The organism is Streptomyces sp. NPDC127100 (genome assembly GCF_042724095.1).
GTDB lineage: Bacteria > Actinomycetota > Actinomycetes > Streptomycetales > Streptomycetaceae > Streptomyces.
In genome coordinates, this window is sequence record NZ_JBHXFL010000002.1 from 331935 (window position 1) to 355656 (window position 23722).

Annotated in this window: 16 protein-coding genes; 3 read left to right on the forward strand and 13 right to left on the reverse strand. The window is 76.4% G+C overall.

The genetic code is table 11. From position 1 onward, the window contains the following. The first annotated feature begins 6 nt into the window (after positions 1 to 6). Positions 7 to 438: an acyl-CoA thioesterase gene (locus tag ACFWJB_RS04345; protein ID WP_385460050.1), complete on the forward strand. Its 432-nt coding sequence runs from the start codon at positions 7 to 9 to the stop codon at positions 436 to 438. Further along, on the forward strand, positions 435 to 1109 hold the full coding sequence (locus tag ACFWJB_RS04350) for a hypothetical protein (RefSeq protein WP_386920171.1): 675 nt from the start codon (positions 435 to 437) through the stop codon (positions 1107 to 1109). Before ACFWJB_RS04345 ends, ACFWJB_RS04350 begins: the two co-directional genes overlap by 4 nt. Before the next feature lie 63 nt (positions 1110 to 1172). Here ACFWJB_RS04350 and ACFWJB_RS04355 read toward each other — a convergent pair whose 3' ends face one another. The 4 genes from ACFWJB_RS04355 to ACFWJB_RS04370 form a co-directional block, all read right to left on the reverse strand. Further along, positions 1173 to 2141, reverse strand: coding sequence for an ABC transporter ATP-binding protein (locus tag ACFWJB_RS04355; protein ID WP_385460046.1), 969 nt, complete (start codon positions 2139 to 2141; stop codon positions 1173 to 1175). A gap of 163 nt (positions 2142 to 2304) precedes the next feature. Further along, positions 2305 to 5031, reverse strand: coding sequence for an FtsX-like permease family protein (locus tag ACFWJB_RS04360; protein ID WP_386920174.1), 2727 nt, complete (start codon positions 5029 to 5031; stop codon positions 2305 to 2307). 109 nt (positions 5032 to 5140) lie between these two features. Next, the gene (locus tag ACFWJB_RS04365; protein ID WP_386920176.1) at positions 5141 to 8431 is read right to left on the reverse strand and encodes an FtsX-like permease family protein; all 3291 of its coding nucleotides are present in this window, start codon (positions 8429 to 8431) and stop codon (positions 5141 to 5143) included. Between the two features lie 147 nt (positions 8432 to 8578). Further along, positions 8579 to 8992: a globin gene (locus ACFWJB_RS04370; RefSeq protein WP_385460040.1), complete on the reverse strand. Its 414-nt coding sequence runs from the start codon at positions 8990 to 8992 to the stop codon at positions 8579 to 8581. Between the two features lie 91 nt (positions 8993 to 9083). Between ACFWJB_RS04370 and ACFWJB_RS04375 the strand changes: the two genes are divergently transcribed. Further along, the gene (locus ACFWJB_RS04375; protein ID WP_385460038.1) at positions 9084 to 10058 is read left to right on the forward strand and encodes a methyltransferase domain-containing protein; all 975 of its coding nucleotides are present in this window, start codon (positions 9084 to 9086) and stop codon (positions 10056 to 10058) included. 15 nt (positions 10059 to 10073) lie between these two features. Here ACFWJB_RS04375 and ACFWJB_RS04380 read toward each other — a convergent pair whose 3' ends face one another. The 9 genes from ACFWJB_RS04380 to ACFWJB_RS04420 form a co-directional block, all read right to left on the reverse strand. After that, entirely contained in the window at positions 10074 to 11672 is a 1599-nt protein-coding gene (locus ACFWJB_RS04380) for an FHA domain-containing protein (protein WP_386920178.1), read from the reverse strand. A gap of 55 nt (positions 11673 to 11727) precedes the next feature. Beyond that, on the reverse strand, positions 11728 to 13074 hold the full coding sequence (locus ACFWJB_RS04385; protein ID WP_386920180.1) for a VWA domain-containing protein: 1347 nt from the start codon (positions 13072 to 13074) through the stop codon (positions 11728 to 11730). A gap of 133 nt (positions 13075 to 13207) precedes the next feature. Continuing rightward, entirely contained in the window at positions 13208 to 14620 is a 1413-nt protein-coding gene (locus ACFWJB_RS04390) for a PP2C family serine/threonine-protein phosphatase (RefSeq protein WP_386920182.1), read from the reverse strand. A gap of 3 nt (positions 14621 to 14623) precedes the next feature. Further along, positions 14624 to 17302 carry a tetratricopeptide repeat protein gene (locus ACFWJB_RS04395; protein WP_386920184.1) on the reverse strand — a complete coding sequence of 893 codons (2679 nt, stop codon included), beginning with the start codon at positions 17300 to 17302 and terminating at the stop codon, positions 14624 to 14626. Between the two features lie 22 nt (positions 17303 to 17324). Continuing rightward, positions 17325 to 18656, reverse strand: a complete 1332-nt coding sequence (locus tag ACFWJB_RS04400) for a hypothetical protein (protein WP_386920186.1) — start codon at positions 18654 to 18656, stop codon at positions 17325 to 17327. Positions 18657 to 18711: 55 nt separating this feature from the next. Beyond that, complete coding sequence (locus ACFWJB_RS04405) at positions 18712 to 19755, reverse strand: glutamate ABC transporter substrate-binding protein (RefSeq protein WP_385460026.1); 1044 nt, start codon at positions 19753 to 19755, stop codon at positions 18712 to 18714. A 59-nt stretch (positions 19756 to 19814) separates the two neighbouring features. Continuing rightward, positions 19815 to 21251 carry a hypothetical protein gene (locus ACFWJB_RS04410; protein WP_385460024.1) on the reverse strand — a complete coding sequence of 479 codons (1437 nt, stop codon included), beginning with the start codon at positions 21249 to 21251 and terminating at the stop codon, positions 19815 to 19817. Between the two features lie 193 nt (positions 21252 to 21444). Beyond that, on the reverse strand, positions 21445 to 22416 hold the full coding sequence (locus ACFWJB_RS04415; RefSeq protein ID WP_386920188.1) for an N-acetylglucosamine kinase: 972 nt from the start codon (positions 22414 to 22416) through the stop codon (positions 21445 to 21447). Next, entirely contained in the window at positions 22407 to 23672 is a 1266-nt protein-coding gene (locus ACFWJB_RS04420) for a 6-phospho-beta-glucosidase (protein WP_386920190.1), read from the reverse strand. The genes ACFWJB_RS04415 and ACFWJB_RS04420 overlap by 10 nt, the downstream gene beginning before the upstream one ends. Positions 23673 to 23722: the final 50 nt, after the last annotated feature.

Consider the following 23722-nt stretch of genomic DNA (forward strand, 5'->3'; position numbering starts at 1 on the left):
TCGATCTTGCGGCACATCTACCGCTGCCCGCTGCGCTGGGCGGACATGGACGCGTACGGCCACGTCAACAACGTGGTCTTCCTCCGCTACCTGGAGGAGGCCCGTATCGACTTCCTGTTCCGCCCGGACAAGGACTTCCAGCAGGGGTCGGTGGTGGCGCGCCACGAGATCGACTACAAGCGGCAGCTCGTCCACCGGCACGCGCCCGTGGACATCGAGCTGTGGGTCACGGAGATCAGGGCGGCGTCCTTCACCCTCACCTACGAGGTCAAGGACGGCGACCAGATCTACGTCCGCGCGTCGACGGTGATCGTGCCGTTCGACTTCGAGGCGCAGCGGCCCCGCCGGATCACCGCGGAGGAGCGGGAGTTCCTCCGGGAGTACACGGACGACCCGAGCGAGAAGGCGGAGAACGAGGAGGAGGCCGTCGCCGCATGACGGTCCTTCACCTCGCCGACGAGGGGGAGGCCGCAGACCTCGCGGCCTTCCTCTCCCGCCTGCTCCACTACGACCGCGGCGCCGCCGTGCGCCTCCAGGCGCACGGCACGGCCCTCGCCGTCTTCGGCCGGCCGCCCTCCTTCGAGGTGCTGGCCGTGCGGGCGGTGCGGCTGGCGAAGCCGTACGAGGACGGGCTCGACGTCACCCTGGACGTGACCGTCTCCGCCGGTGAACTCCTCGAGTCCGTGGACGAACCGGCGGCCACCGCCGGCGTGCCCGGCGCGGTCACCGGGCCGCCGTGGGCCGGCGTGCTGCCCCCGCGCGGCGGCTGGCGGCCCGAACCGGGCCTGCCGGCCCCGGACGCGCTGCGCGCGCTCGTCGCCGCGGCCGTCGCCGAGTTCCGGTCGCGGACCGGGGAGCTGGCGCCCGAGAAGCGCACCCGGACCGAGCTCGACCGGATCGGCCGGGAGATATGGTCCCGGACGGTCGGGGACACCGGGCTGCCCGTGCGGGCCGTGCACGCGGCCCAGTCGCTGGGGTTCCTGCGGCCCGCGGCCGGGGGCGGGGCCGCGCTGGTCTCCTCGGGCGCGTGGCTGCGGCTGCGCACCCCGTACGGATCCGTCGCCCTGCGCCGGGCGGGCACCGGGGCGCTGGGTCTCAGCGTGCGCTGAGCCGCACCGCACCGGCCCCCTGGCCCTCCGCCACCTCCCCCCGCCGCACACGGGCCCGCGGGGTCAGTCGCGCTCGCTGTCGTCCGGCCACACGGCGATGTGGTCGGGCTCCAGTTCCAGGGCGACACGGTCGCGCATGCCGAGGGCCCGCGTGTACTCGGCGGGGAGCTGGAGGCGGCCGGCACGGTCCAGCATGGCGTACTCGCGGGCCACCACCGTCTCGTGGCCGGTCGTGGCGTCGACCTCACTGCGCCGCAGGACCTCCGTGGAGGTGCGGCCGTCGCGGATGGCGACCGTGCGGCGGACCTCGCCGGCCACCGCCTGGTCGTGCGTGACGATGACGATGGTGGTGCCGAGCCGTTCGTTCGCGGTGCGGAAGGCGGCGAAGATCTGTTCCGCCGTGTGCGAGTCGAGCTCACCGGTGGGTTCGTCGGCGAGCAGGACCGCGGGGTCGTTGGCCAGGGCCACGGCGATGGCGACGCGCTGCTGCTGCCCGCCCGACATCTGGTGCGGCCGCCGGTCGCGGCAGTCGGCGACCTCCAGCAGCTCCAGCAGCTCCAGGGCGCGTTCGGAGCGGGCCCGCCGCGCCGCACGCCCCCGGCCGCGGGCGCCCGCGAGCTGGACGGGCAGGGCCACGTTCTGGGCCGCCGTCAGATAGGGCAGCAGATTGCGGGCCGTCTGCTGCCAGACGAAGCCGACCACCTCGCGACGGTAGGAGAGACGGTCCTTCGCGGTCATCGCGAGCAGGTCCCGGCCGGCGACGCGGGCCGCGCCGGCGGTCGGGGTGTCCAGTCCGGCGAGGATGTTCATCAGCGTCGACTTGCCGCTGCCGGAGGCACCGACCAGGGCCATCAGCTCGCCCTCCCGGACCAGCAGGTCGAGGCCCTGCAGGGCCTGCACCTCGACGCCGTCCGCGCTGAAGATGCGGACCACGCGGTCGCAGGTGATGAGGGCGTCGTGGCCGTAGGCGGGACGGTCGCGGGAGGCGGTGGCGCGGTCGGCCAGGTCGGCGAGGGTGGGGTTCGTCGTCATCGGGGTCTCCTCGGCAGATGCCCTGGGTCTCTCCGGGCCGGGCGACACGGACGGTGCGGGCGGTACGGGCGGTGCGGGCGGCACACGCGGGGTACGGCCCGCGGGCGGTAGGGGCGGTACGGGCGGCAGGGGTGGTGGACGTACCGCCGGCGGTCGGGTCCGTTCATCCGGAGTCGCCCGCCCGGAGTTCCGTGACCGACCCCCGCCGGCCCGACCACCACGCCTGCACCGCCGCCGCCCCCACCGCGACCACCAGCACCGCGACCGTCGGCACCCCCAACGACCAGGGGTCCGTACGCAGTCCCGTCCGGCCGGCCGGGGACGACGCGCTCGCCAGCGCGATCGCCGTCACGTCGATGCCGGGGGAGAGCAGCCGGACGGCCGCCCAGCCGGTCAGCGCCCCGCCCGCCGCCGCCAGAACGGCCTGGGGCAGGGACTCCAGGACGAGCAGCCGCCGGCCCTGGGACCGGGTGAGGCCCATCGTGCGCAGGCGGGCGAGCAGCGCGGCCCGTTCGGGCGCGGCACGCAGCAGGGACAGCAGCAGGGCGAGTACGGCGTAACCGGCGCCGGCCGCCACGGCCGCCGCGTAGAGGCGCTCGGCACCGGACTGCAGGGGGGAGTCGACGTACCGGGCCCGTTCCTGCGCGCGCAGGATCACGGAGCCGGCGTCACCGGCCGCCCGGCGCAGCGCGCCCGCGTCCACGCGGTCCCCGGTCAGCAGCAGTACGTTCGGGCGCGCGACCTCGGCGGACAGGCCGGCGCGGTCCACGACCACGAACTCGTCGCCGAACACGGCCGGGGTCAGGTCGCGCACGAGGGAGATCCGCAGGGTGACGGCGGTGCCGTCCTCCATGCGGGCCAGGAACGGCTCGTCGCCGAACCGCTCGGCGACCGCGGGCGAGGCCAGCGCGCGCAGCACCTCCTCGCCCTCCGGCTGTCTCAGGTCACCCGCGTCGAAGGCCCCCAGGTCCGTCCGCGCCGCCAGCTTCGCGTAGGCGGCCGGGTCGACGCCTGCCACGGGCAGCGTCTGGCGGCCGTTGCTGGTCCTGGCCTCGTAGGTGATGCTCACCCCGGTCAGCCCGTCCACGCCCGGGGTGCGGCGGACCCGGTCGGCCAGGGCGGACGGCAGCGGTCCGGTGCCCTCCACGCGGGCGTCGGCGCCGGTGGTGAGCAGGGCCGCCCGGTCCCGGGTGTCCGTCACGCCGGTCAGGACCGCGCCGCCGAAGGCCGCCGTGGTCAGCGCGGTCAGCAGCGCGAGGAGCGGCAGCACCGCCGAGACGGACGTACGGGCGGCACGGGCCAGGGCCAGGTGCCCCACCACGCCGCGCAGCCGCCCCGCCGGACGGGCCAGCCGCCGCAGCGGCAGCGGATGGACGCGGACCAGGACCAGCGCGGCGATCACCCCGACCAGCACCGGCGCGAACGACACCAGGTCGTCGGCCTGGCCCGCCGCACCGCGCCGGCGCAGCGTCTCGACCGCGCCCACCGCCAGGACGACGGCGGTGAGTTCGGCGACCGTACGGCGCCGGGACGGACGCACCGACGCCACGTCCCGCCGGCCGCCGTGGACGTGGACGGTGCGGTGGGCGACGGCGGCCCGCACGGGCAGCGCGGCACAGGCGACGACGGTGACCGCGACGGCGGCCGCCACGGCCGGGACGAGCCGGGCGCCGGGCAGGGCGAGCAGCGCGGCGCCGAGACCGAGGGCGCCCGCGGGTACCGCCACCACCGCCGTCTCGGCCAGCAGCCGCCCCACCAGGCCCCGCAGGGACGCGCCCCGGGCGCGCAGCAGGGCGAGTTCCGCGCGGCGCCGGTCGGCGGCGAGGCCGGCCGCCATCAGCAGGACCACGCCGGCGACCGTGCCGGTGCCGGCCGCGGCGACCGTGACCAGCGGGCCGATGCCCGACCGCAGCCGGTCGAAGGCGGCGAACACCTCGTCCAGGTCGGTGCTCACGTCGGTGTCCGGGGCGACGGCCGACCGCACCTCGCGCAGCCCCGGCCCGGACTCCAGGGCGGCGACGGCCGAGTTGAGCCGGTCCAGGTCGTGGGCGCGCAGCGCGCCGGTGTCCGGCGCGAACTGCCAGTAGCGCACGGGGGAGCCGGTCGTGCCCAGCAGGGCGGGGCCCGCGTCGGGGGCGAGCAGCAGGGCACCGAGCCAGTACTTGTCGGTGTCCGCGCCGGGCGGCCCCGGCACCTTGACCAGCGACGGGGTGCGCAGCACGGGCTGGGTGGCCCAGTAGGCGCCGTCGGGGTCGCGCGGGGCGAGGATGCCGGTGACGTGCACGGCGAGCGGGGCGCTCGCCACGCGGGGCACGTGGACGACCGCGCCCACCCCGATGCGCATGGCCCGGGCGGTCTCGGTGGTGACGGCCGCCTCCACCCGGCCGGCGTCCACGTCGACCGGGGTGCCGGACGTGCGCGGCAGCCGGCCGGCGCTCAGCCGGGCGTGGTCGCCGAGACCCTCCTGGGCGGCGAGGTGGACCTGCGGGTTCACCCCGCTGGGCCGGGGCAGCCAGGGCTCCGAGACCTCGATGCTCTCGGTGGTGCGCACCCCGTACGCCGACTGCGTCCGGTCGACGGGGAGCCGGCCGGCGACGATGCCGAGCGTGCTGTCGTAGCGCTCGCGCAGCGGGCCGGGGCGCATGTCCCGCTGCCACTGCTCCGCGTCGGAGCCGAGACCGGGCTGCGCGGAGGTCAGCAGCACGCCGGTCCGGTCGGGGCGGGCATGCCGGAGGTCGTGCTGGAGGCTCGCGTCCTCGTACCGGTCCAGCGCCCTCGGGAAGGCGGCGGCCAGACAGGCGGTCAGCGCCACGAGCAGCGCCAGCGCGCACGCGGCACCGGGGGCGGTGCGCAGCCGGGTCCGCACCCAGGGGGCGGCGACGCGGTTCACGTCCGTCCACCCCCTCGTCCCGCGACGGCCGGACCGGCCAGGGCACGACCCCGAGCGGAGAGCCGACGGACCGGGGGGACCTCGGTCGCCCGGGCCATGGGGAACGTCGTCACCGGGTCCCGCCTCCCTGTTCCCTGAGGTCTCTGAGCGCCGGTACCGGGTCCGCCCGGCGCAGGGCGAGGACCGCCGTGACCAGCAGCGGGGTGACCGCCACGGCGGCAAGCAGGACGGCGACGCGGCCCACGGGCAGCTCGACGAGCACGGCCGGCACCGGGTGGGCGGCCTCCGGGGTCAGCACGATCAGGGGAACCACTGCCCGGGCCAGCACGGCGCCCAGCGCCGCGCCCACAAGCAGCGCCAGCGTCACCAGGACGCCCTGTTCGGCGGCGACCGCGCGGGCCAGCCGGCGACGCGGGGCGCCCAGGGCGCGCAGCACCGCGAACTCCGCGCCCCGCTCCCGCAGCGACCCCGTCGCGCTCACCGCGAACCCGAGGGCGGCCAGCGCCGCCGCCACCCCGGCCGCCGCGGTGAACGCCGCTCCGGGGCCCGCGCCGAACGGGTCGTCGCGCAACTGCCCGGCCAGTTCGTCCCGCACCACGACCTGCGCCGGGTCGACGTCCGGCAGGGCGCGCAGGGCCGCGGCCACGTCGGCCGCCTTGCCCGGTGCCGTCCGCAGCCACCACTCGGTGGGCGTCAGGCTCTCCCCGTAGCGGGCCTGGAGCACGCGGTTCACCGACCGCAGATCGACCAGCAGCGCCCCGCCGTCCCGCTCCCCGGCGTCCGTCGCGGTGGTGGTCGGCAGGGCGCGGACCGCGTGCACGATCCGCACGGTGACGGCCCGGCCGTCCAGCGTGATGTCCACCGGCTGTCCGGCGCGGGCGCCCGCGGAGTCGAGGAAGCGGTCGGTCGCCACGGCCGTGAGCTGCGGCGGAGCGGGCTGCTCGACGTCCAGCCGCACGGTCAGCGACGCCGGCACCCAGGGCGTGTCGGTCGAGACGAACCCGGTGCCGTACTCGATCGACGGCGGGCCGGACTCCCTCAGCCGGGGCCGGGTGGGGCTGGTGGGGGAGTCCGGGGGCGCGACCTGGCCGATGACGCCGGCGGAGGCCGTCCACGAGCCGGGCAGCGCCAGCCGGCGCGCGGTGCCGTCGGCCGCCGTGGCGGTCAGCGCCTCCAGCGTGAAGCGGTGCCGCTCCGCGTGGCCGAGCGGCTGGGCCGTCACCAGCTCCAGGCCGGTCACGGTCAGCGGGCCGGGGGAGACGGCGAACTCCAGGGTGTGGGCGCGGCCGTCGGCGTCCAGCACGCCGGCCGGCAGCCGGTACGGCGTGCCGTCACGGTCCTGCACCGTGACCGTCACCTTCGCCGCCGCGGCCGTGCCCGCCTCAGCGCCCGACCTGTGCAGGGCCGCCGTCAGTCCCAGTCGTGCGGTGCCCTCCGGCACCCTCGCGCCCGGCGTCCCGCCCTCCGGTCCGAGGGGGGCCAGCAGCGACCGGGCCGGTTCGGGCGACAGGTCGGGACGCAGCAGCATCGTGTCCGCGGCGCCCGCCGTGTCCAGCGCCAGCACCGTCGCCGTCCGGTCGCCGGAGAGTTGCAGCGTCGTACGGACGGCGGGGGACGCCTCCCGGACGCCGGGGACGGCCGCGTACGTCTCCGTGCTGCCGAGGCCCGTCGTCCCGGCGGCGAGCATCCGCACCGGGGCACCGGCGCGGAAGTCCGCCTGGTCGTCCTGGGAACGGTCCCAGGAGGCGCCCTGGCCGATCGCCAGCATGCCCAGCGCCATGGCCAGGACCAGCAGCAGCACCGGGCCGGCCCCGCGCATCGGGCGGCGGCCGAGCTGCCAGCCCGCCAGCGCCGACGCCAGCCCGCGCCCGCCGGCCGCCCGGCGCTCGGCGAGCCGTGCCACCGGCGGCAGCAGCCGCAGCGTGAGCACGGTGCCGGCCAGCAGCGCCAGCGCGGGCGCCGCGACCAGCAACGGGTCGATGCCCAGAGTGCCGCCGCCGTCGCCGGTGACCGCGCCCGAGGTCTGCCGGGAGAGCTGCCAGTAGGCGACACCGGCCACCACCAGCAGGCCGACGTCCGCACCGGCCCGCAGCGGCGCGGGCAGCGGCCGGGCCCGGCCGCCGGCGGCCAGGGAGGCGGTCAGCGCGGGCAGCGTCACCGCCAGCGCACAGCCCAGGGCGGCCGCACCGGCGGCCAGCCACACCCCGCCCCCGCCGGCGGCCGGCACCTCCGGCCGCAGTCCGATCCGGGCCAGCGCGCCCTGCCCGGCCAGCAGCCGGGTCAGCGGACCGGCGAGCAGCGGCGCGCACACCGCCGCCGGGACGGCCAGCAGCAGCGCCTCCAGCGCGGCCAGCCACCCGATCCGGGCCCGGGAGGCGCCCCGCGCCCGCAGCAGCCGCAGCTCGCCCGCGCGTTCGGCGCTCAGCAGCCGGGCCACCAGCAGCAGCGCGCAGCCCGCGAGCAGGGCCAGCTGGAGCGCCACGACGAGCAGCGTGGAGCGGGCCACCAGCAGGGAGCGGTCGAGCCGGTCGAGTACCTCGGGCAGGGACGTGGACGCGGCCGTCGTCCCGCTGAGGACTGGCCGGCCGCGCAGCCACGCCATGCCGTCCCGGGCCGCCTCGCGCAGCGCGTCCGTCCGGTCCGCCGTCACCGTGGAGAAGTCCGCCGTCGCCAGCCACCCGGACGGCCCGGTGCTCACCCGGCCGCCGGTCAGCGCACCGGGAGCGGCGAGCAGCGGCCCGTACGTCGTGAAGCCGCCCTGCTTGACGCCGCGCCCGCCCAGGTCGTCCAGGTTCCAGTACGGGGACGCGGCCTCGGCCGGCCGGTACAGGCCGGTGACCTCGACGCGCACCGCCGGGCCGCCGAACCGGTCGGTGAGGGTGAGCCGGGTGCCGGTGCGGACGCCGAGGCGTTCGGCGGCGGCCTCCGGCAGCGCGGCCTCGGTCACCGGGCCGCCCTCCCGCGGCGCGCGCCCCTCGGTGATCCGCACCTGCGCCGGGTCGAGCGCCGCGAAGTACGTCAGGTCCGGGTTGCCGCCGGGCCGCGCGCCGCGCGGCCGCAGGGTGCCCGGCAGGGCGTACGGGCCCGAGCGCGTCAGCGTGCGGACGGTGACCGGCAGCCCGCCGAAGGTGTCCCGGGCACCCTTGCGCACGGTGGCGTCGGCCTCCTCGCGCGCGTCCTCGGGCACGTCCGCCTTGACGATCAGCGCGGTGCCGTCGGCGTCGCGCGGGTCGTTGAGGGCGTGCCGCAGGGACGCGTCGCCGATCGCGCCCGAGTAGGCGGTGAGGGTGGCCAGCACCGCCGTGGTCAGCAGGACGGTGAGCAGCGCGGCGGCGAGCAGCAGGCGGTGCGCCCGCGCGCGCAGCAGCACGAAACCCGTCAGTCCCCCGCTCCCCGCCACGCGGCCCCCCGGCACCGTTGTCACCCGTGTCCGGTGATGCTGTCAGAGGGGACACGGCACGGGTAAGCGCTCAGGGGACGGACTTGACCGGATCGTGACCGGAATCCGGCGATGCGGGACCGGAATCCGTTCGTCGGCTGCCCGGAGTCAGCCCTCGGTGTTCACCATCGAGGCCGCCGCGTACGTCAGGTACTTCCACAGCGTCCGCTCGTGCTCCTCGGACAGCCCCAGCTCGTCGACGGCCACCCGCATGTGCCTGAGCCAGGCGTCGTGCGCCGCGCGGTCCACGGCGAAGGGGGCGTGCCGCATCCGCAGGCGGGGATGGCCGCGCCGGTCGCTGTAGGTCGTGGGACCGCCCCAGTACTGCATCAGGAAGAGCGCGAAGCGCTCCTCCGCCGGGCCCAGGTCCTCCTCGGGGTACATCGCCCGCAGGACCGGATCCTGGGCGACCCCCTCGTAGAAACGGTGGACGAGCCGGCGGAAGGTGTCCTCCCCGCCGACCTGCTCGTAGAAGGTCTGCTCCTGAAGCGTGCCGCGCCGAATCTCATTCACGCCGTCCATGCTCTCAGACCGGGCGGCATAGGCCTCGAGACTTAGGACCACCCGAACGGACCAACGCCGCGGGCGACCGCCGGGCCCTACTGTGGAGGGCATGGGCGGGCACCAGGAGCTGGAAGTCCTCGCCGCCTCCGCACGGGCGGCGCTGGTGCGCGAGATCGGGCTGACCGGCGTCTGGGCGGCCGACCCGGCATGGCGGGAGCCGTTCGAGACGGTCCCGCGCCACCTCTTCGTGCCCTACTACTACGTCGGCGTCCGGGGCGGCTACGAGCGCCGGTGGGGCGAGCACCCCGACCCCGCGGTCCGCGAGCGCTGGCTGCGCGGCGCGTACGCCGACGTCCCGCTCGCCACCCGGATGCGCGACGGCGAGCTGCTCTCCTCCAGCAGCCAGCCGTCGCTGATGGCGATGATGCTGGTGGAGCTGCACGTGGCGGACGGCGACCGGGTCCTGGAGATCGGCGCCGGCACCGGCTACAACGCCGCCCTGCTCGCCCGCCGGCTCGGCGACGACGACCTGGTCACCACCGTCGACCTGGACCCGGAGATCACCGAGTCCGCCCGCCGGCACCTGGCCGCCGCCGGGTACCACCCGGCCGTCGTCACCGGTGACGGGGCGCGCGGGGTGCCCGAACGCGCCCCCTTCGACCGGATCATCGCCACCTGCGAGCTGCCGGCGATCCCCCGCGCCTGGCTCGTCCAGTGCCGGCCCGGCGGGCGGATCCTGGCGCCGCTCGCCACCGGACTGGCCGCGCTCACGGTCCTCGACGCCGGGCACGCCGAGGGGCACTTCCTGTCCACGGCCGCCTACTTCGTGCCGCTGCGCGGTTCCGGACGGCCCGAGCCGGGGCCGCCGGCCCTGGGCGCGGTGCCGCGCCGGGCCCGCGGCGACGACCTGTTCCGGTTCCTGCTGGCCCTGTCCCGGGGCAGCCTCGACCCGCAGGAGGCGTACGCGCTGTGGGTGCGCGAGGACGCCCCCGGGCGCGAGCGCTACGGCATCACCGTGCGAGGCGAGCGGGCCTGGGCCTGGCTGGACGACCCGGACGGCCCGTACGCCTGGCCCTTGACCTGACGGCCCGCGCCCGCCTCAGCCCCGGCGGACCGTGATCGTCGTCCAGGCGCCGACGTGCACCCGGTCGCCGTCCTGGAGCGGCACCGGCACGAAGGGCTGGATCGGCTCCTCGCCGCCGTTGACCGTCGTGCCGTTCGTCGAGTTCTGGTCGACGACCGCCCAGCCGCCGTCCGGCTGCTGCACCAGCATGGCGTGCTGGTGCGAAACGCCCGGATCCTCCGGCGGCACCGCGAGGTCGATGTCCGGGGTGTCGCCGGTGGAGTGCCGGCGGCGGCCGATCGTGATCTGGTTGCCGGTGAGCGTGCGCTGCTGCTCGGGCGAGTACGCGGGCAGGTTCAGACCCGCGGCCTCGGGACCGGAGCGCTGCATCATCGCCATGAAGTAGTCGCGGTCCGGACCGATGGTCGCCGTCCAGGTCGCCGGCTGCTGGGGCTGGGGCTGCTGCGGGAAACCGTGGCCGGGCGGGGCCTGGGTGGCGCCGGGCTGCGGGTAGCCGTAGCCGCCCTGCGGAGCCCCGCCGGGGCCTCCCGGGCCACCGGGACCGCCGGGGCCGGACGGCGGGGAGAGCACCCAGTCGTCGTCACCGCCGCCGAAGGACGGACCGCCGCCCTGCTGCGGCCGGCCGGTCTCCTGCGGGAAGCCGGGCGGGGCCGTCGGCGCGGACTGCTGGAACGCCTGCGGCGGGCCACCGGGGCCACCGGGGCCACCGGGACGTCCGGGACCTCCCGGGCCGCCGGGCCCACCCGGGCCGGGCGGAGGCGGGACGGGCCCGGGCGGCGGCGGAACCGGCCGCGACGGGTCGGCGCCGAAGTTGGGCTGTCCCGGCGGACCGGCAGGACCGCCCTGGCCGCCGGGGCTGGGGAAGCCGGACGGACCGCCGCCCTGGCCACCGGGGCCCGGGAAGCCGGAAGGGCCGCCACCTTGGCCGCCGGGGCCCGGGAAGCCGGAGGGTCCGCCGCCCTGGCCGCCGGGGCCCGGATAGCCGGAGGGGCCGGTCGGGCCGCCGGGGCCGTGCGGACCGGGACCGTTCGGTCCACCCGGACCGTGCGGGCCGGGGGCACCGGGGCCGCCCTGGCCCTGCGGACCGGGGGCGCCGGGGCCGCCCTGGCCCTGCGGACCGGGGGCGCCGGGGCCGCCCTGGCCCTGGGGGCCGGGGTTGCCGGGACGTGACGGGTCGCCGCCGAAGGGCGGGCCCGGCGGGATCGGCTCGGCCGGCCGGTTCATCTGGGACGGGCGGGAGCCCTGGTAGTCGTACGCGTCACCGCCGCCGTACGACGGTCCGCCCGGCGGCTGCGGGAACCGGGGCCCCGGCCCGGGCGCCGCCGGGCGTGGAGCCGCCGGGGTGTACGAGGTGGCGGTGTTGGTGAGGAAGTTCCACCGGCACTCCTCGCAGAACGGCGCCGCGCCCTCGCGGGGCGTGCGGCACTGCGGGCACAGCTGCGGTTCCCCGCCGGGAGCGCCGGGACCGCCCGGGCCGCCGGGCTGCGGGAAGCCGTAGCCTCCGCCCGGGGGCGGTGGCGGCGGAGGGGGCGGCACGGCACCGGCCATGCGGTGACCGCAGACCTCGCACCAGTCGTCGGAACCCGACTGGTGTCCGTTCGGGCAGGTCGGCATGTCGGAGCTTCCCCCTCTTGCGGAGCTTGTCGCTGTGTTGTCCTGCGGTACTGCGTCACTTCTTCACGCGAACAGTCTTCGTCGACCGGGTCTCGAGAGTCATCTCGTCGGCCTCCTCGACCTTCGCTTTCAGTCGCACAGTACCTGCCGCCGCGTCGACCACGTCCACCACCTTCGCAAGCAGTTTCGCCGTATCCGCGTTTCCGGAGGCTCCGGCCAGCTGAACCGCGCGGCCCAGTTTGGCCGTTGCTCCGTCGATGTCTCCCGCTTTGCGTAGATCGAGCCCCTGTTGAATGACCTGCGCCAGTTCGGCCTGCCCGGTGTAGTGGGCGACCTGGGGGTTGATCGACGTGGAAGCGGCCATGTCGTCCGTCCACACGGCGCGCACGAGACCCTGGGCGCCGAGGGTCTGGACGCTTCCGCCGGGCTCCGGGACGACCAGGGAGACCCGGGCGGCCAGCATCTCCCGGCCGATGTCCGCGGCCGGCACCTCGACGCAGACGTGGTAGTCGCGGGACTCGTCGCCCCAGGACCCGGTGGGGTAGTCCCCGGCGCGCGGCCCCGCCTCGGTGCGGCGGCCGGTCAGTTCCTCGACCGTGGGGGCGACCTGCTTGACGAACCGCACCGTGGTGCCGACCGGGGTCCACAGGCGCAGGGCGACGTCGGCGACCTCCTTGCCCATGGCCGTCTCCATCATCCGCGTGAAGTCTTCGGCGAGGCCCGCCGGGTCGGCGACGATGTCGGCGGTGCCGAGCAGGGCGGAGGCGATCCCTGTGACTTCTTTCACTTCCCAGTCGGTGCCCACGCCGCGGGCGTCACAGGTGAAGCGTCCGGCGCAGGCGTCGAGCGCCGCCTTCAGGTCCTGCGGCGACTCGTGCTCGTTGCGGCCGTCGGTGAGCAGGATGCCGTGCCGGATGGCGACGTCCGCGGTGGACAGCAGCCGGTCGGCCAGCCGCAGCCAGGTGCCGATGGCCGTGCCGCCGCCCGCGCTCAGCCGGCGCAGGGCCTGCTTGGCCTGCCCCCGGGTGGTGGCGTCGGCGACCGCGAGCCGGCCGTTGCCGGGGTAGACCTCCGTGGCCACGTGCGTGCCGCCGACCACCGTGAAGTGCACGCCGTCGCGCAGGGTGTCGATCGCGGCCGCCGTCGCGTCCCGGGCGTTGCGCATCTTGGTCGGCGGGTAGTCCATCGAGCCCGAGCAGTCGACCATCAGCGCCACGGCCGCGGACGGCCCCCGCCCCGGCGCGTAGAGATGGGGCGCCGCCACCGCGCTGCCGATCGTGCCGCCGCCGGTCGCGGTGACCGTGACGATCGCGTTGACCTCACGGCCGCCCTCGGGCAGGTACTCGTTCTGGTAGACGTCCACCGAGAACTGCGGCACGTTCGATTTCGAGAAATTGGCCATGCCGGATCGCATCCCCCTCTACGTCCCCACGGTGGTGGGGCGATGGCTGGTGACGCGGACCGCCCCCTGCGGTCCGCGAGGCCGCCCCGCCGCCCTACCCGGCCCGTGCGTGCGTGGCCCGGCCGCGACGGCCTCAGCCGGATCCTGCCCCCGCGGGAGGGGCGGGGAACGGCACGACGGCCACTGTTACGTTGTCGTGGCCCCCGCCGTCGAGGGCGTGACCGACCAGGACCCGGGCGCTGTGCAGCGGGCGCGTGGCTGCGTCGAGGGGCACGGCACGGGCCATCTCCTCGGCCGACTCGGCGTAGTTCCACAGGCCGTCCGTGCAGACCACGACCACGCCGGGGCGGTCGGGCTTGAACGACGCGGTGTGCGGCTCCAGTTCGTAGGCGTCGGCGCCGAGCCAGCCGGTGATGGCGTGGGCGCGCTCGTCGGCGTACGCCTCGGCCTCGCTCATCAGGCCCGCGGCGACCATCTGCGCGGCCCACGAGTCGTCCTCGGTGAGCCGGGCCGGCGGGGTGCTGCGGTCCACCGGCACCCAGTAGACGCGGCTGTCGCCGACCCAGCCGACGACCAGCAGGCCCGAGGCGACGACCGCGCCGACCAGGGTGCAGGCCGGGGCGTTCTGGTGCGGGGCCTGCTCGCGGGCCGTGGCGGGCTCGTCGGCCAGCGCGTTGACGGCGTGCGAGGCGGCGACGATCGCGTCGTGCATGGCCTGCTGCGGGTGCGTGCCGCGCGGCAGGACCGTGAGCAGCGACTCGCCGGCCGCGCGGGACGCGGCGAGGGAGGCGTCGTCCGGGCGGGTCGCCGAGGAGACGCCGTCGCACACGATCGCCACGGTCGCGGACGTCCCGTCGGGCAGCGCGGTGTGGCCGACGCAGAAGGCGTCCTCGTTGCGGTGGTGGCGCAGCCCGCGGTCGCTGACGGCGGCGACGGGGCCCGCCTCCTGCTCCATGTGGTCGCGTTCACGGGGCTGGGCGTGGCCGCAGTTCTCGCAGTAGCCGTCGTCGTCGACGCGGCCCGCGCGGCAGGCCACGCACACCTTGCCGGCCTCGGCCGGCGCGGAGGGCGCCGGGGCGGGGGCGGCCTGCGGGGACGGCGCCGGGGCGGGGGCCGACCGCGGGTCGGGTGCCTGCAACGGGTACTCGTCGGGCTCGCCCGGACGGTCGAACCGCACGCCGGACGCGGCCGGTTCGGGCCCGGCCGGCTCCGGCACGACGGGCGGCGCGGCCGGCGGCGCGGGCGGTACCGGAGGCGACAGCGGGGAGCCGCCCGAGCCCGTGCCGGGCACGTCGGCCGGCGCGTGCGCGGGCACCGGCCGGCCGGAGCCGTCCGTCTCCCGGGCGGCGGGCCGGCCGACGCCGTCCGGCGGCGACGACGGGGCGGGCACCGTGCCGTTCGTGCCGACGGCCGGGCTGTCCTCGGGCCGCGCGGGCACGGCGGACAGGTCGTATCCGCACGCGCCGCAGAAGCGGTCGTCCGACTCGAGGGGCTCCTCGCAGCTCGGGCACTTCGGCACGGCGGCCTGCTGGGGCATCTGCGACATCAACTACACCCACGTCCGGGGGCGGTAACGATTGGCACGTTCCACCAGGTCGATCCTCTCCTCGCCGCCCCGCGCCAGCCGGGCCAGCATGCGGTACGAACGCTCCAGACCGAAACGCAGACCGCGTTCGTCCAGACCGCTGCCGAGCAGTGCCCGCCCCCCTGCGGCGGAGGGGACGGAACCCCGGCCCCCGGAGAGTACCCAGTCCAGGGCACAGCCGAGGACCTCGACCGACAACTGCTCGCGGCGCGCCGGGTCCAGACCGTACACGTCCAGCGCCTCCACCTGCCGTGCGGCCGCGGACAGATCGTCCAGGAACGCCAGGTCGCCCGGGGCCGCCGTGCGCCGGCGCAGGCGGGCCCGGACGGCGGCCACGCGCGCGGCCGTGCAGTGGACGGAGGACTCCGGCACCGACTCCAGCGTCCGTACGGCAGCGGAGCGGTCGCCGCCGGCCAACTGGACCCGGGCCAGGCCGAACGCTGCGCTCACATGGCTCGGGTCGGCCGACCACACCAGCCGGTAGTACTCCGCGGCGTTGTCGAGCTGGCCCAGCACCTCCGCGCACAGGCCGAGCGCCAGCTTGGGCGCGATCTCGCCCGGGAAGGCGTCGTAGACCGCGTCGAAGGCGAGCGCGGCGCCCTCGTGGTCGCCGGTCACCAGCGAGGCCAGGCCCCGGTACCAGACCACCCGCCAGTCGTCGGGCCGTTCGCCCTCCAGGGCGTCCAGGGTCTCCAGCGCGCCGGGCGCGTCGCCCTGCTCCAGCCGGGCCCGGGTCTGCCGCAGCCGGGTCTCCGTCGACGGCGCGGGCGCGGCGGCCAGCGCGGTCAGCAGCTCACCCGGCGCGGACGCCATCAGGCCCGCAAGGAAACCGGCGTTGGGGTCCCCGGGGTCGACCCGGGGGACGGGCAGGGCGAGGGCGGCGGCGGGCGCGTCGACGGGCCGGACCAGTCCGGAGACGCTGGTCCCGAGGCTGCCGACCGCGCTCACCGCGCCCGGCAGCGCGGCGCTCGCGCCCGGTCCTGCGGGCAGGGTGGCCGCCACGCCCGTTCCGCCGTGGGCCGCGGCCGGGACCGTCCCGCCGGGCGCCCCGACGGCCGGGCCGGTACCGCCCGGCAGCGCCGACCCGGCGGCACCGGCCGGCGCCGCCGCGGGACCGCCCCCGCGTCTTCTCGTGCCGGTCGCCCGCGCCCCCAGCGGCGACACCTCGCCGTCCAGCCGGGGGAACAGCTCGGTGTCGGTGACCCGCACCTCGGGCCCGAACAGCGTGGACAGCGCGGGCCGGGCGCGGCCCGTCTGCAGCGAGACCACCTCGCGCAGCACGCCGGTGAGCTGCTCCGCCATCTCCTGCGCGGAGGCGAACCGGCGGGCCGGGTCGGGATCGGTGGCGCGCACCAGCAGCCGGTAGAACGACTCGTACTGCCGGAACACCTCGATGGTGTCCGGGTCCGGCAGGGAGTCGGCGTAGACGGTGGTGTAGCCCTGGAAGTCGAACGTCAGCACGGCGAGGGTACGGCCGACCGTGAACAGGTCGGAGGCCACCGAGGGGCCGACGTCGGCGACCTCCGGCGCCTGGTAGCCCACCGTGCCGTAGATGGCCGACTCGTCGTCGTCCATGCGGCGCACCGCGCCCATGTCGATCAGCTTGAGCTGGTCCTCGGTCTGGATGGCGTTGTCGACCTTGAAGTCGCAGTACAGCAGGTTGCGGCTGTGCAGGTGGCCGAGCGCCTCCAGCGCCTCGATGCCGTACGCGCACGCCTGCTCCACCGGCAGCGGGTCGCGCCGGCCCTGCTCGGTGCGGCGGGCGTTGGCGATCTCCTTGAGGGACTTGCCGCCGACGTACTCCATGACGATGTAGCCGTCGAGGGAGCCGGTGCGCTGGTCGAGGTGTTCGACGAAGTTGTAGATCCGCACGATGTTGGCGTGCTCGATCTCGGCGAGGAAGCGCCGCTCGGAGATCGCCGCCGCCATCGCGTCCTGGTCGCCGGTGTCCAGCAGGCCCTTGAGGACCACCCAGCGGTCGGAGACCGCCCTGTCCACGGCGAGGTAGATCCAGCCGAGCCCGCCGTGCGCGAGGCAGCCCACCACCTCGTACTGGCCGTGCACGACGTCCCCGGACCTCAGCTTGGGAACGAACGAGTACGGGTGGCCGCACTTGGTGCAGAAGCCCTCCGTGCGGCCGGGCCGGTCCCCGCGGGCCCGGCCGACCGGCGCCCCGCAGTCCGAGCGCGAGCAGAACCGCTTGCGCTCGGGCACCTCGGCGTGGTCCAGGACCATCGCGCGCGGGTCGGGCCGCGGGATCGCCGGGACCTCGACCAGGCCGGCGCCGAGCCGGCCGCGCGCGGAGGAACCGGCGGGCGACCCCGAGCTGCGCACCGACACCGAGCGGCCCGTGGACCGGCCGGACACGGACCGCGAGAGCCGCCCCGACACCGAACGCCGGGACTTCGCCGACTGCGACGACGTACGCGCGCTGCGGCTGCCGGAGCGCGCGCTCCCGCTGCCCGCCGAGCCGCGTGAGCCCCGCCCGCCGCCGGTGACGCCGGTCGGCGTCGAGCCCACCATGCCGTCGGACGCGACGACCGGCGCGAGTCCGCAGGTGTCGCAGTACAGCTCGCCGCCGCCCATGTCCTCGTAGGACCCGCCGCAGCCGGGACGCTGACAGGTCCGCTGCTCCTGGCTCATGCCGTCGCCTCCCCGTTGTCGCTCATGCGCCGGGCCCCGTCCGGTCCACCGGCCCGCCCTGGCCGGGCACGCGCGGCACCGAGCGCAGCACTTCCGCCGCCGCGTGCTGGTAGCGCAGCACGGCCTGCTCGGCGACGCGCAGGTCGCAGGGCGCGCTCCACAGCATGCGGCGCGCCCTCTCGTACTTCTCGACCAGCTCCGGATCCTCCGCGAAGCCCAGCCGGGCGACCTTCGCCTTGTACGCGTCCAGCCGGCCGCGCAGTTCGGCGCGGACCGCGAGCGGCGCGGTGACCGCGGTCAGCGACTCCCGGGCCCGCAGCAGTTCGTCCTCCGCCTTCTCCTCCAGGGACTCCAGGAGCGGGGACAGACGGTGCCACTGGGCGTGCCGCCGGTACTCGGCGGCCGTCGCCAGCTGCTCCTGGAGCACGGTCGGGGGGCCGCTGACGACCGGCACCTCCGTCGCGGCGATCTTCGCCAGCACCTCGCCGCGCGCCGTGCGGGCCTCGGCGAGGGTGCGGTCCGCGCGGGAGAGCACGTCCCGCAGCCGCACGATCCGCTGCTCGGCGTCCTGGCGGACGGCCAGCACCGCGTCGATCTCCCGGCGCACGTCCTCCAGGGCGCGCGCCTCCCGGTCGTAGACCGTGGTGTCAGGACGGCCGCCGCCCGGCGCCGAACTGCCCTCGGTGGGCAGCCAGAACGCCAGCGGGTCGGACACCACCCGCTCGCGCAGCCGGGTCAGGGTGCGGGTGATCCGCTCCAGGTCGTCGCCGGCCGGGTGCTCGCCGGGTCGCACGCCCACCGAGTGCGCGAGCCGGCGGGTGCGCTGGAGCTCGGCGGCGAGCAGGTCGATGCGTGCGGGCAGCGCCGACCACACCGCGTCGGCGGCGACCACCAGGTCGAGGGAGGACGCGTAGAGCTGGTTCATCCGCTCCACCAGCGCGACCAGCGAGTACCGCTCGCTGAGCCGGCCCGGACCGCCCTGGAGGGTGGGCGCGTTGGCGATGGCGGCGCTGCCGGCCAGGGTGACCGCCTCGCCGCGCAGCAGTTCCGTCAGCTCCGCCAGGTCCTCGCGGCTGGACCAGCGGCGACGGGCGCGGATCTCCCGGGCGGTGCGCAGCGCGCCCGCGTACGCGTCGAAACAGGTCCACAGCAGGGTGATCGACGCCTCCGCGGCGGCCCAGCGCTCCTGGGTCACGCCCGTGAGCGCGGCGCCCTCCAGGAGTCTGCGCCCCGCGTGGTCCTGGAGGGCGAGGAGCGAGGTCTCGATCGCCTCGTGCTCCGCGCCCAGCCGCGCCAGCGCACGGTCCACCTCGTCCCGGTCCATCACCGGCCCGGAGGGTCCCGTGTCGCCCATCGATCACCTTTCGCCGTTGCGGACTCGTGCGTGCTGCTGCGCCGTGGCGGGCCGGTCAGTTCCCGCCCCGGTACCGGGGCGCCGGCGGTTCCGACTTCCGTGAGTCGTCGCCCATGGTCTCCGACAGCCACACCTCGTAGGAGTGCTGCCAGCCCCGGGCCTTGTCCGCGCGCCACTCCACGAGGACCTGGTTGACCCGGCGTACCAGATCGTCGGCGTCCTTCTTCATCGCCACGCCGTAGTACTCGGTGGTGAAGGGGTCGCCCTTCAGTTCGACCGTGGGGTCCTGAGCGGCCTGGCTCGCGGCGAGCGCGCCGTCGGTGACCACCGCGTCGACCTCGCCGAGCTGGAGCCGCACCAGGCAGTCCAGCTGGTTGGGCACGGTGGTGGTCAGGTCGGCGCCGGCCGCCGGCCTGCCGTCGAGCCGGTCCTGCTTCAGCGTGCTCAGTGCCGTCGAACCGGCCGCCGTGCACAGCCTCTTGCCGGCGAGCGTGCCGTCGTACCCGGTGATGTCCGAGGACTTGGGGGCGAGCAGCTGCTGGCCGGTCCTGAAGTAGGGCGCGGAGAAGGCGACGTCGGCGAGGCGGTCGCAGTTGATGGTCATCGTGCGGACCACCATGTCGACCCGGCCGTCCTGGATCGCCGGGATCCGCTGGTCGGTGGGTATCGCCTTGAACTGCACCGCGTCCGGGTCGCCGAGGATGTCCTGGGCGATGCGGCGCACCAGGTCGATGTCGAAGCCCTCGAGCCGGGCGCCGCCGCCGCTGTTCGGGTCGCGGTAGCCCCAGCGGTAGCTGTTCTGGTCGACGCCGACGACCAGCTTGCGCTTCGCGCCCTCGCGGTTGCGGATCGCCTCGATGGTGGGGCCGTCCGCCCCGCCCGGGGACAGGGTCTGCTTCTCCGGGTCCGTGCACTCCTCGGCCGCGCGTGCCTGGCGGCCCTGGGCGGCGCCCCGGCCGCCGGTGTCCACGGCGCCCTCGCCGTGCGAGCGGACCACCGGCAGGAGCAGGGCGAAGAGCACCGCCAGGGCACAGGCGACCGCCATCGCAGCCACCCCGCCCCAGCCCTTCAGGCCGGTCCGCAGTCGTCGCGCGCGCATCCTCACGCCCCCTCTCACCGTCACCCCTTCCCGTCCGCCCGCCGGGCCCCCGCGCTGTCTCACCGGTACTCCGACAGCCTGCGGCCGATGCCCAGCAGCGCGCCGGCCGCGCCCAGGACGGCGAGGGCGGCGGCGCCCTGGGGCAGCAGCCCCATCGCGTCCAGGCCGTCGCCCGCCGCCCGCTCGAACTCGGCCTTCTCGTGGTCGAGGGCGTCGGCCAGCGAGGCGTCGACACCGTCGAAGCACTCCACCGTGGCGCCCTTGCCGCCGATCACCAGGTCCAGCGCCTGCTGGTAGTCGCCGTTCTCGTCCTGCTCACGGGCGGACGCGTGGCGCTTCTTCCACTCCGTCATGTCGGCGCCGGCCGCCGCGACCGGCCGCTCGCCCGCCTCGTCGTCGGCGAGCCGCCGCGCCTCGGCCAGGCCCTTGCCGAGGGTGTCCATGTTCTTCTCGAAGTCGAAGTCGTAGGCGTCGTACGTCTCGTCGCCGACCTTCTTCGTCTCCGCGCCGCGCGCCACGAGCGTCAGGTTCTCGTTGCCGCGGGCCTTCAGGGAGGCGATGCGGGCCTCGTGCAGCGCGTTAAGGGAGCGCACGCCGTGGTCGTACGAGTCGTCCAGGTCCGACCGCGCGACACCGTGGCCGACGGCGAGCCAGAGCAGGACGACCGTCGCGGCGGCCGTGGCGGCGACCAGGCCGTGGTTGAGGACCCGGTTGGTGCGCCGGTAGTTGCGGTACTGGGCCCAGCCCAGGGCCGCGAGCGCCAGCACGCCGAGGGCGATCGCCGCCCACGGGTAGGGCTCGGCGTCCGCGTAGTCGTCGCTCAGCCGCTGGTTCTCCCGCGTGTAGAGGTCCTCCGCCGCCGGGAGCATCTCCTTCTGCATCTTCTCGTTGGCGTAGCGCAGATAGGCGCCGCCGACCGGGAAGCCCTGCCGGTTGTAGGTGCGGGCCCGCTCGATCAGGCCCTTGTACTCGGGCAGCAGGCGGTTCAGCCGGGTGATGGTCGTGGCCGCGGGGGAGCCGGCGTCGGAGTTGGCGGCGGCCGCCACGAGCCCCTCGGCGGCCGTGCGGACGCCCTTCTCGTACCGGTCGCGGGAGGCCTTCGTCTCCTGGCCGCCGGCCAGGAACCCGCTGGACGCCGCGGTGTTGGCGTCGGCGAGGGAGCGGTAGATGTCGGCGGCGGAGGAGCTGAGCGGCTGGCTGCGGTGGAGCACGTCGTCCGCGGCTGCGGACCGCTCGGTCATCTGCCAGGCGGTGACGGCGCCGAAGGCGAGGACGAGCACGGCGAGCAGGGCGCCGATGACGCGCAGCCGGCCGGGCTCGGTGGTGGCCGCGGCGCGCAGGCGGTCCACGCCCTCGGCGAACGCGGTGCGGCGGGGCGCCGACGGCGGGGACGCGGACGGGGCGCCGCCGGCGGAGCGCTGCGGCGGCACGGCGGGCGGCGGGGGCACGCTCGCGCCCGGCGGTGGCGCCGCGCTGCTCTTCGGCGGTCGAGTCACTGCTGACCTCCCCCAGGGTCATCCGTCGCCGCAAGTATCGCGCCCCGCACCGGCATTCGCACCGGCCTTACCCGATCTTGGTCCGAACGCGGGGTTCCGCACCCCGTTCCCCGGCGCCGGCCGACCGGCCGGAACGCTTCGGCCCTGCCTAGGAATACGCGTGCGGGGCCGGTTCGGTTCCCCGGCGGGGACCTCAGGCGCCGAAGTGCGCCCGCACCCGGTCCTGCGCCCCGTGGCCCGCCGCCGTCCGGTCGAGCCCCAGCAGCACCGCGCCGAGCACCGGGGGCGCGGTCACCACCCGCGGCACGGCCCTGGGCGCGCGGGCCGCCAGCAGCTCCCGTATCCGGCCGTCGAGCCGGGGGTGGCGGGCGGCCAGGACGCTGCCGCCGAGCAGGACCTGCGTCCGTTCGCCGAGCAGGTCGAGGCGGGTCAGCGCGACCGTGGCCATCGCCACCACCTCGTCCGCCTGCCGGTCGACGACCGCCCCGGCCACGGCGTCGCCGCCGTCCGCCGTGGCGAACAGGACGGGGGCCAGCTCGTGGCGCCGTTCCGGCTCGATGTGCCGCAGGTGCAGGGCCTCGACGAGGGCGGACATCGAACCGAGCCCGAAGTGCGCCGGCAGGGTCCGGGCCAGCGCCGTCTGCTCGCCCCGCCCGTCCTCCGCCCGCGCCGCGTGCCACAGCGCCTCCTCGGCCAGGGCCCAGCCGCCGCCCCAGTCGCCGGAGATGCGGCCCAGGGCCGGGAAGCGGGCGGTGCGGCCGTCGGGGCGCATGCCGACGCAGTTGACGCCGGCGCCGCACACGACGGCGACCCCGCGCGGCTCGGTGACGCCGGCCCGCAGGATCGCGAAGGTGTCGTTGCGCACCTCGACGGTCGTGCCCCACGCGCGCGCGTGCAGCGCGGCGGAGAGCTCCGCCTCCTCCACGGGCAGGTCCGCGTTGGCCAGGCACGCCGAGACGTGGTCGACCCGGCGGACGCCGGCCGCGGCGAACGCCCGCGTCACCGCCTCGGCGAGGACGTCCACCGCCCGCCCGACCCCCACGGCGGGCGGGCGGAAGCCGCCGCCGCGTGCCGTGGCGAGCACCTGCCCGTCCGCCGTCACGACCGCGACGTCCGTCTTGCTGTTGCCCGCGTCGACGGCGAGCACGCTCGCGGTCAGGCCCACGCCAGGTGCTCCCGGTTGTGCGCGACCAGCTGGTCGGTGAGCCGTTCGGCGTAGGCGTACTGGCCGACGAGGGGGTGGGCGAGCAGCGCCCGGAACACCCGTTCCCGGCCGCCGCGCAGGGCCGCGTCCAGGGCCAGGTCCTCGTACGCGGTCACGTTCGCCATCAGGCCCGCGAACAGCGGGTCCACGGCCGGGACGGCCAGCGGCGACGCGCCCTCGCGGCCCACCGCGGCCTGCACCTCGATCACCGCGTCGTCGGGCAGGAAGGGCAGCGTGCCCCGGTTGTACGTGTTCACCACCTGGTACGGGGACCCGGTGCCGCCCAGCAGGGCCGCCGCCAGGTCCACGGCGGCCTCCGAGTAGTAGGCGCCGCCGCGCCTGGCCAGCAGCGCGGGCTTCTCGTCCAGGGCGGGATCGGCGTACATCTCCAGCAGCCGCCGTTCCATGTCCGCGACCTCGGCGGCCCTGGACGGCTTGTGGCGCAGCTCCTCGACGACCTCGTCGTGCGCGTAGTAGTAGCGCAGGTAGTACGACGGGACGACGCCCAGGCGGTCCAGCAGGGGCCGCGGCAGGCGGAGGTCGGCGGCGACGGCGTCGCCGTGCTCGGCCAGCAGCCGGGGCAGGACGTCCTCGCCCCCGGGGCCGCCGAGGCGGACGCCGGTCTCCCAGGTGAGGTGGTTCAGGCCGACGTGGTCCAGGTGCACGTCGGCGGGTGCCGTGCCGAGCAGCGCGGCGAACTTGCGCTGGAGCCCGATCGCCACGTTGCACAGGCCGACCGCCCGGTGGCCGGCCCCGAGCAGGGCGCGGGTGACGATGCCGACCGGGTTGGTGAAGTCGATGATCCAGGCGTCCGGGTTGGTCCGGCGCACCCGTTCGGCGATGTCCAGCACCACCGGCACGGTGCGCAGCGCCTTGGCGAGGCCGCCCGCGCCGGTGGTCTCCTGGCCGACGCAGCCGCACTCCAGCGGCCACGTCTCGTCCCGCTCGCGGGCCGCCTGGCCGCCGACGCGGAGCTGGAGCAGGACGGCGTCGGCGCCGTCCACGGCCGCGTCCAGGTCCGAGGTGGTCACGACCCGGGCGCCGTGGCCCTGCCGGGCGAAGATGCGGCGGGCCAGTCCGCCGACCAGTTCCAGCCGGTCCGCGGCCGGGTCGACCAGCACCAGCTCCTCGACCGGCAGGGTGTCCCGCAGCCGGGCGAAGCCGTCGACGAGTTCGGGCGTGTAGGTCGAACCGCCGCCGACCACGGTGAGTTTCATTCGGTCATCAGCCCTTTGCTCCAGTCGGCGCGACGAGCCGTGACCGGCAC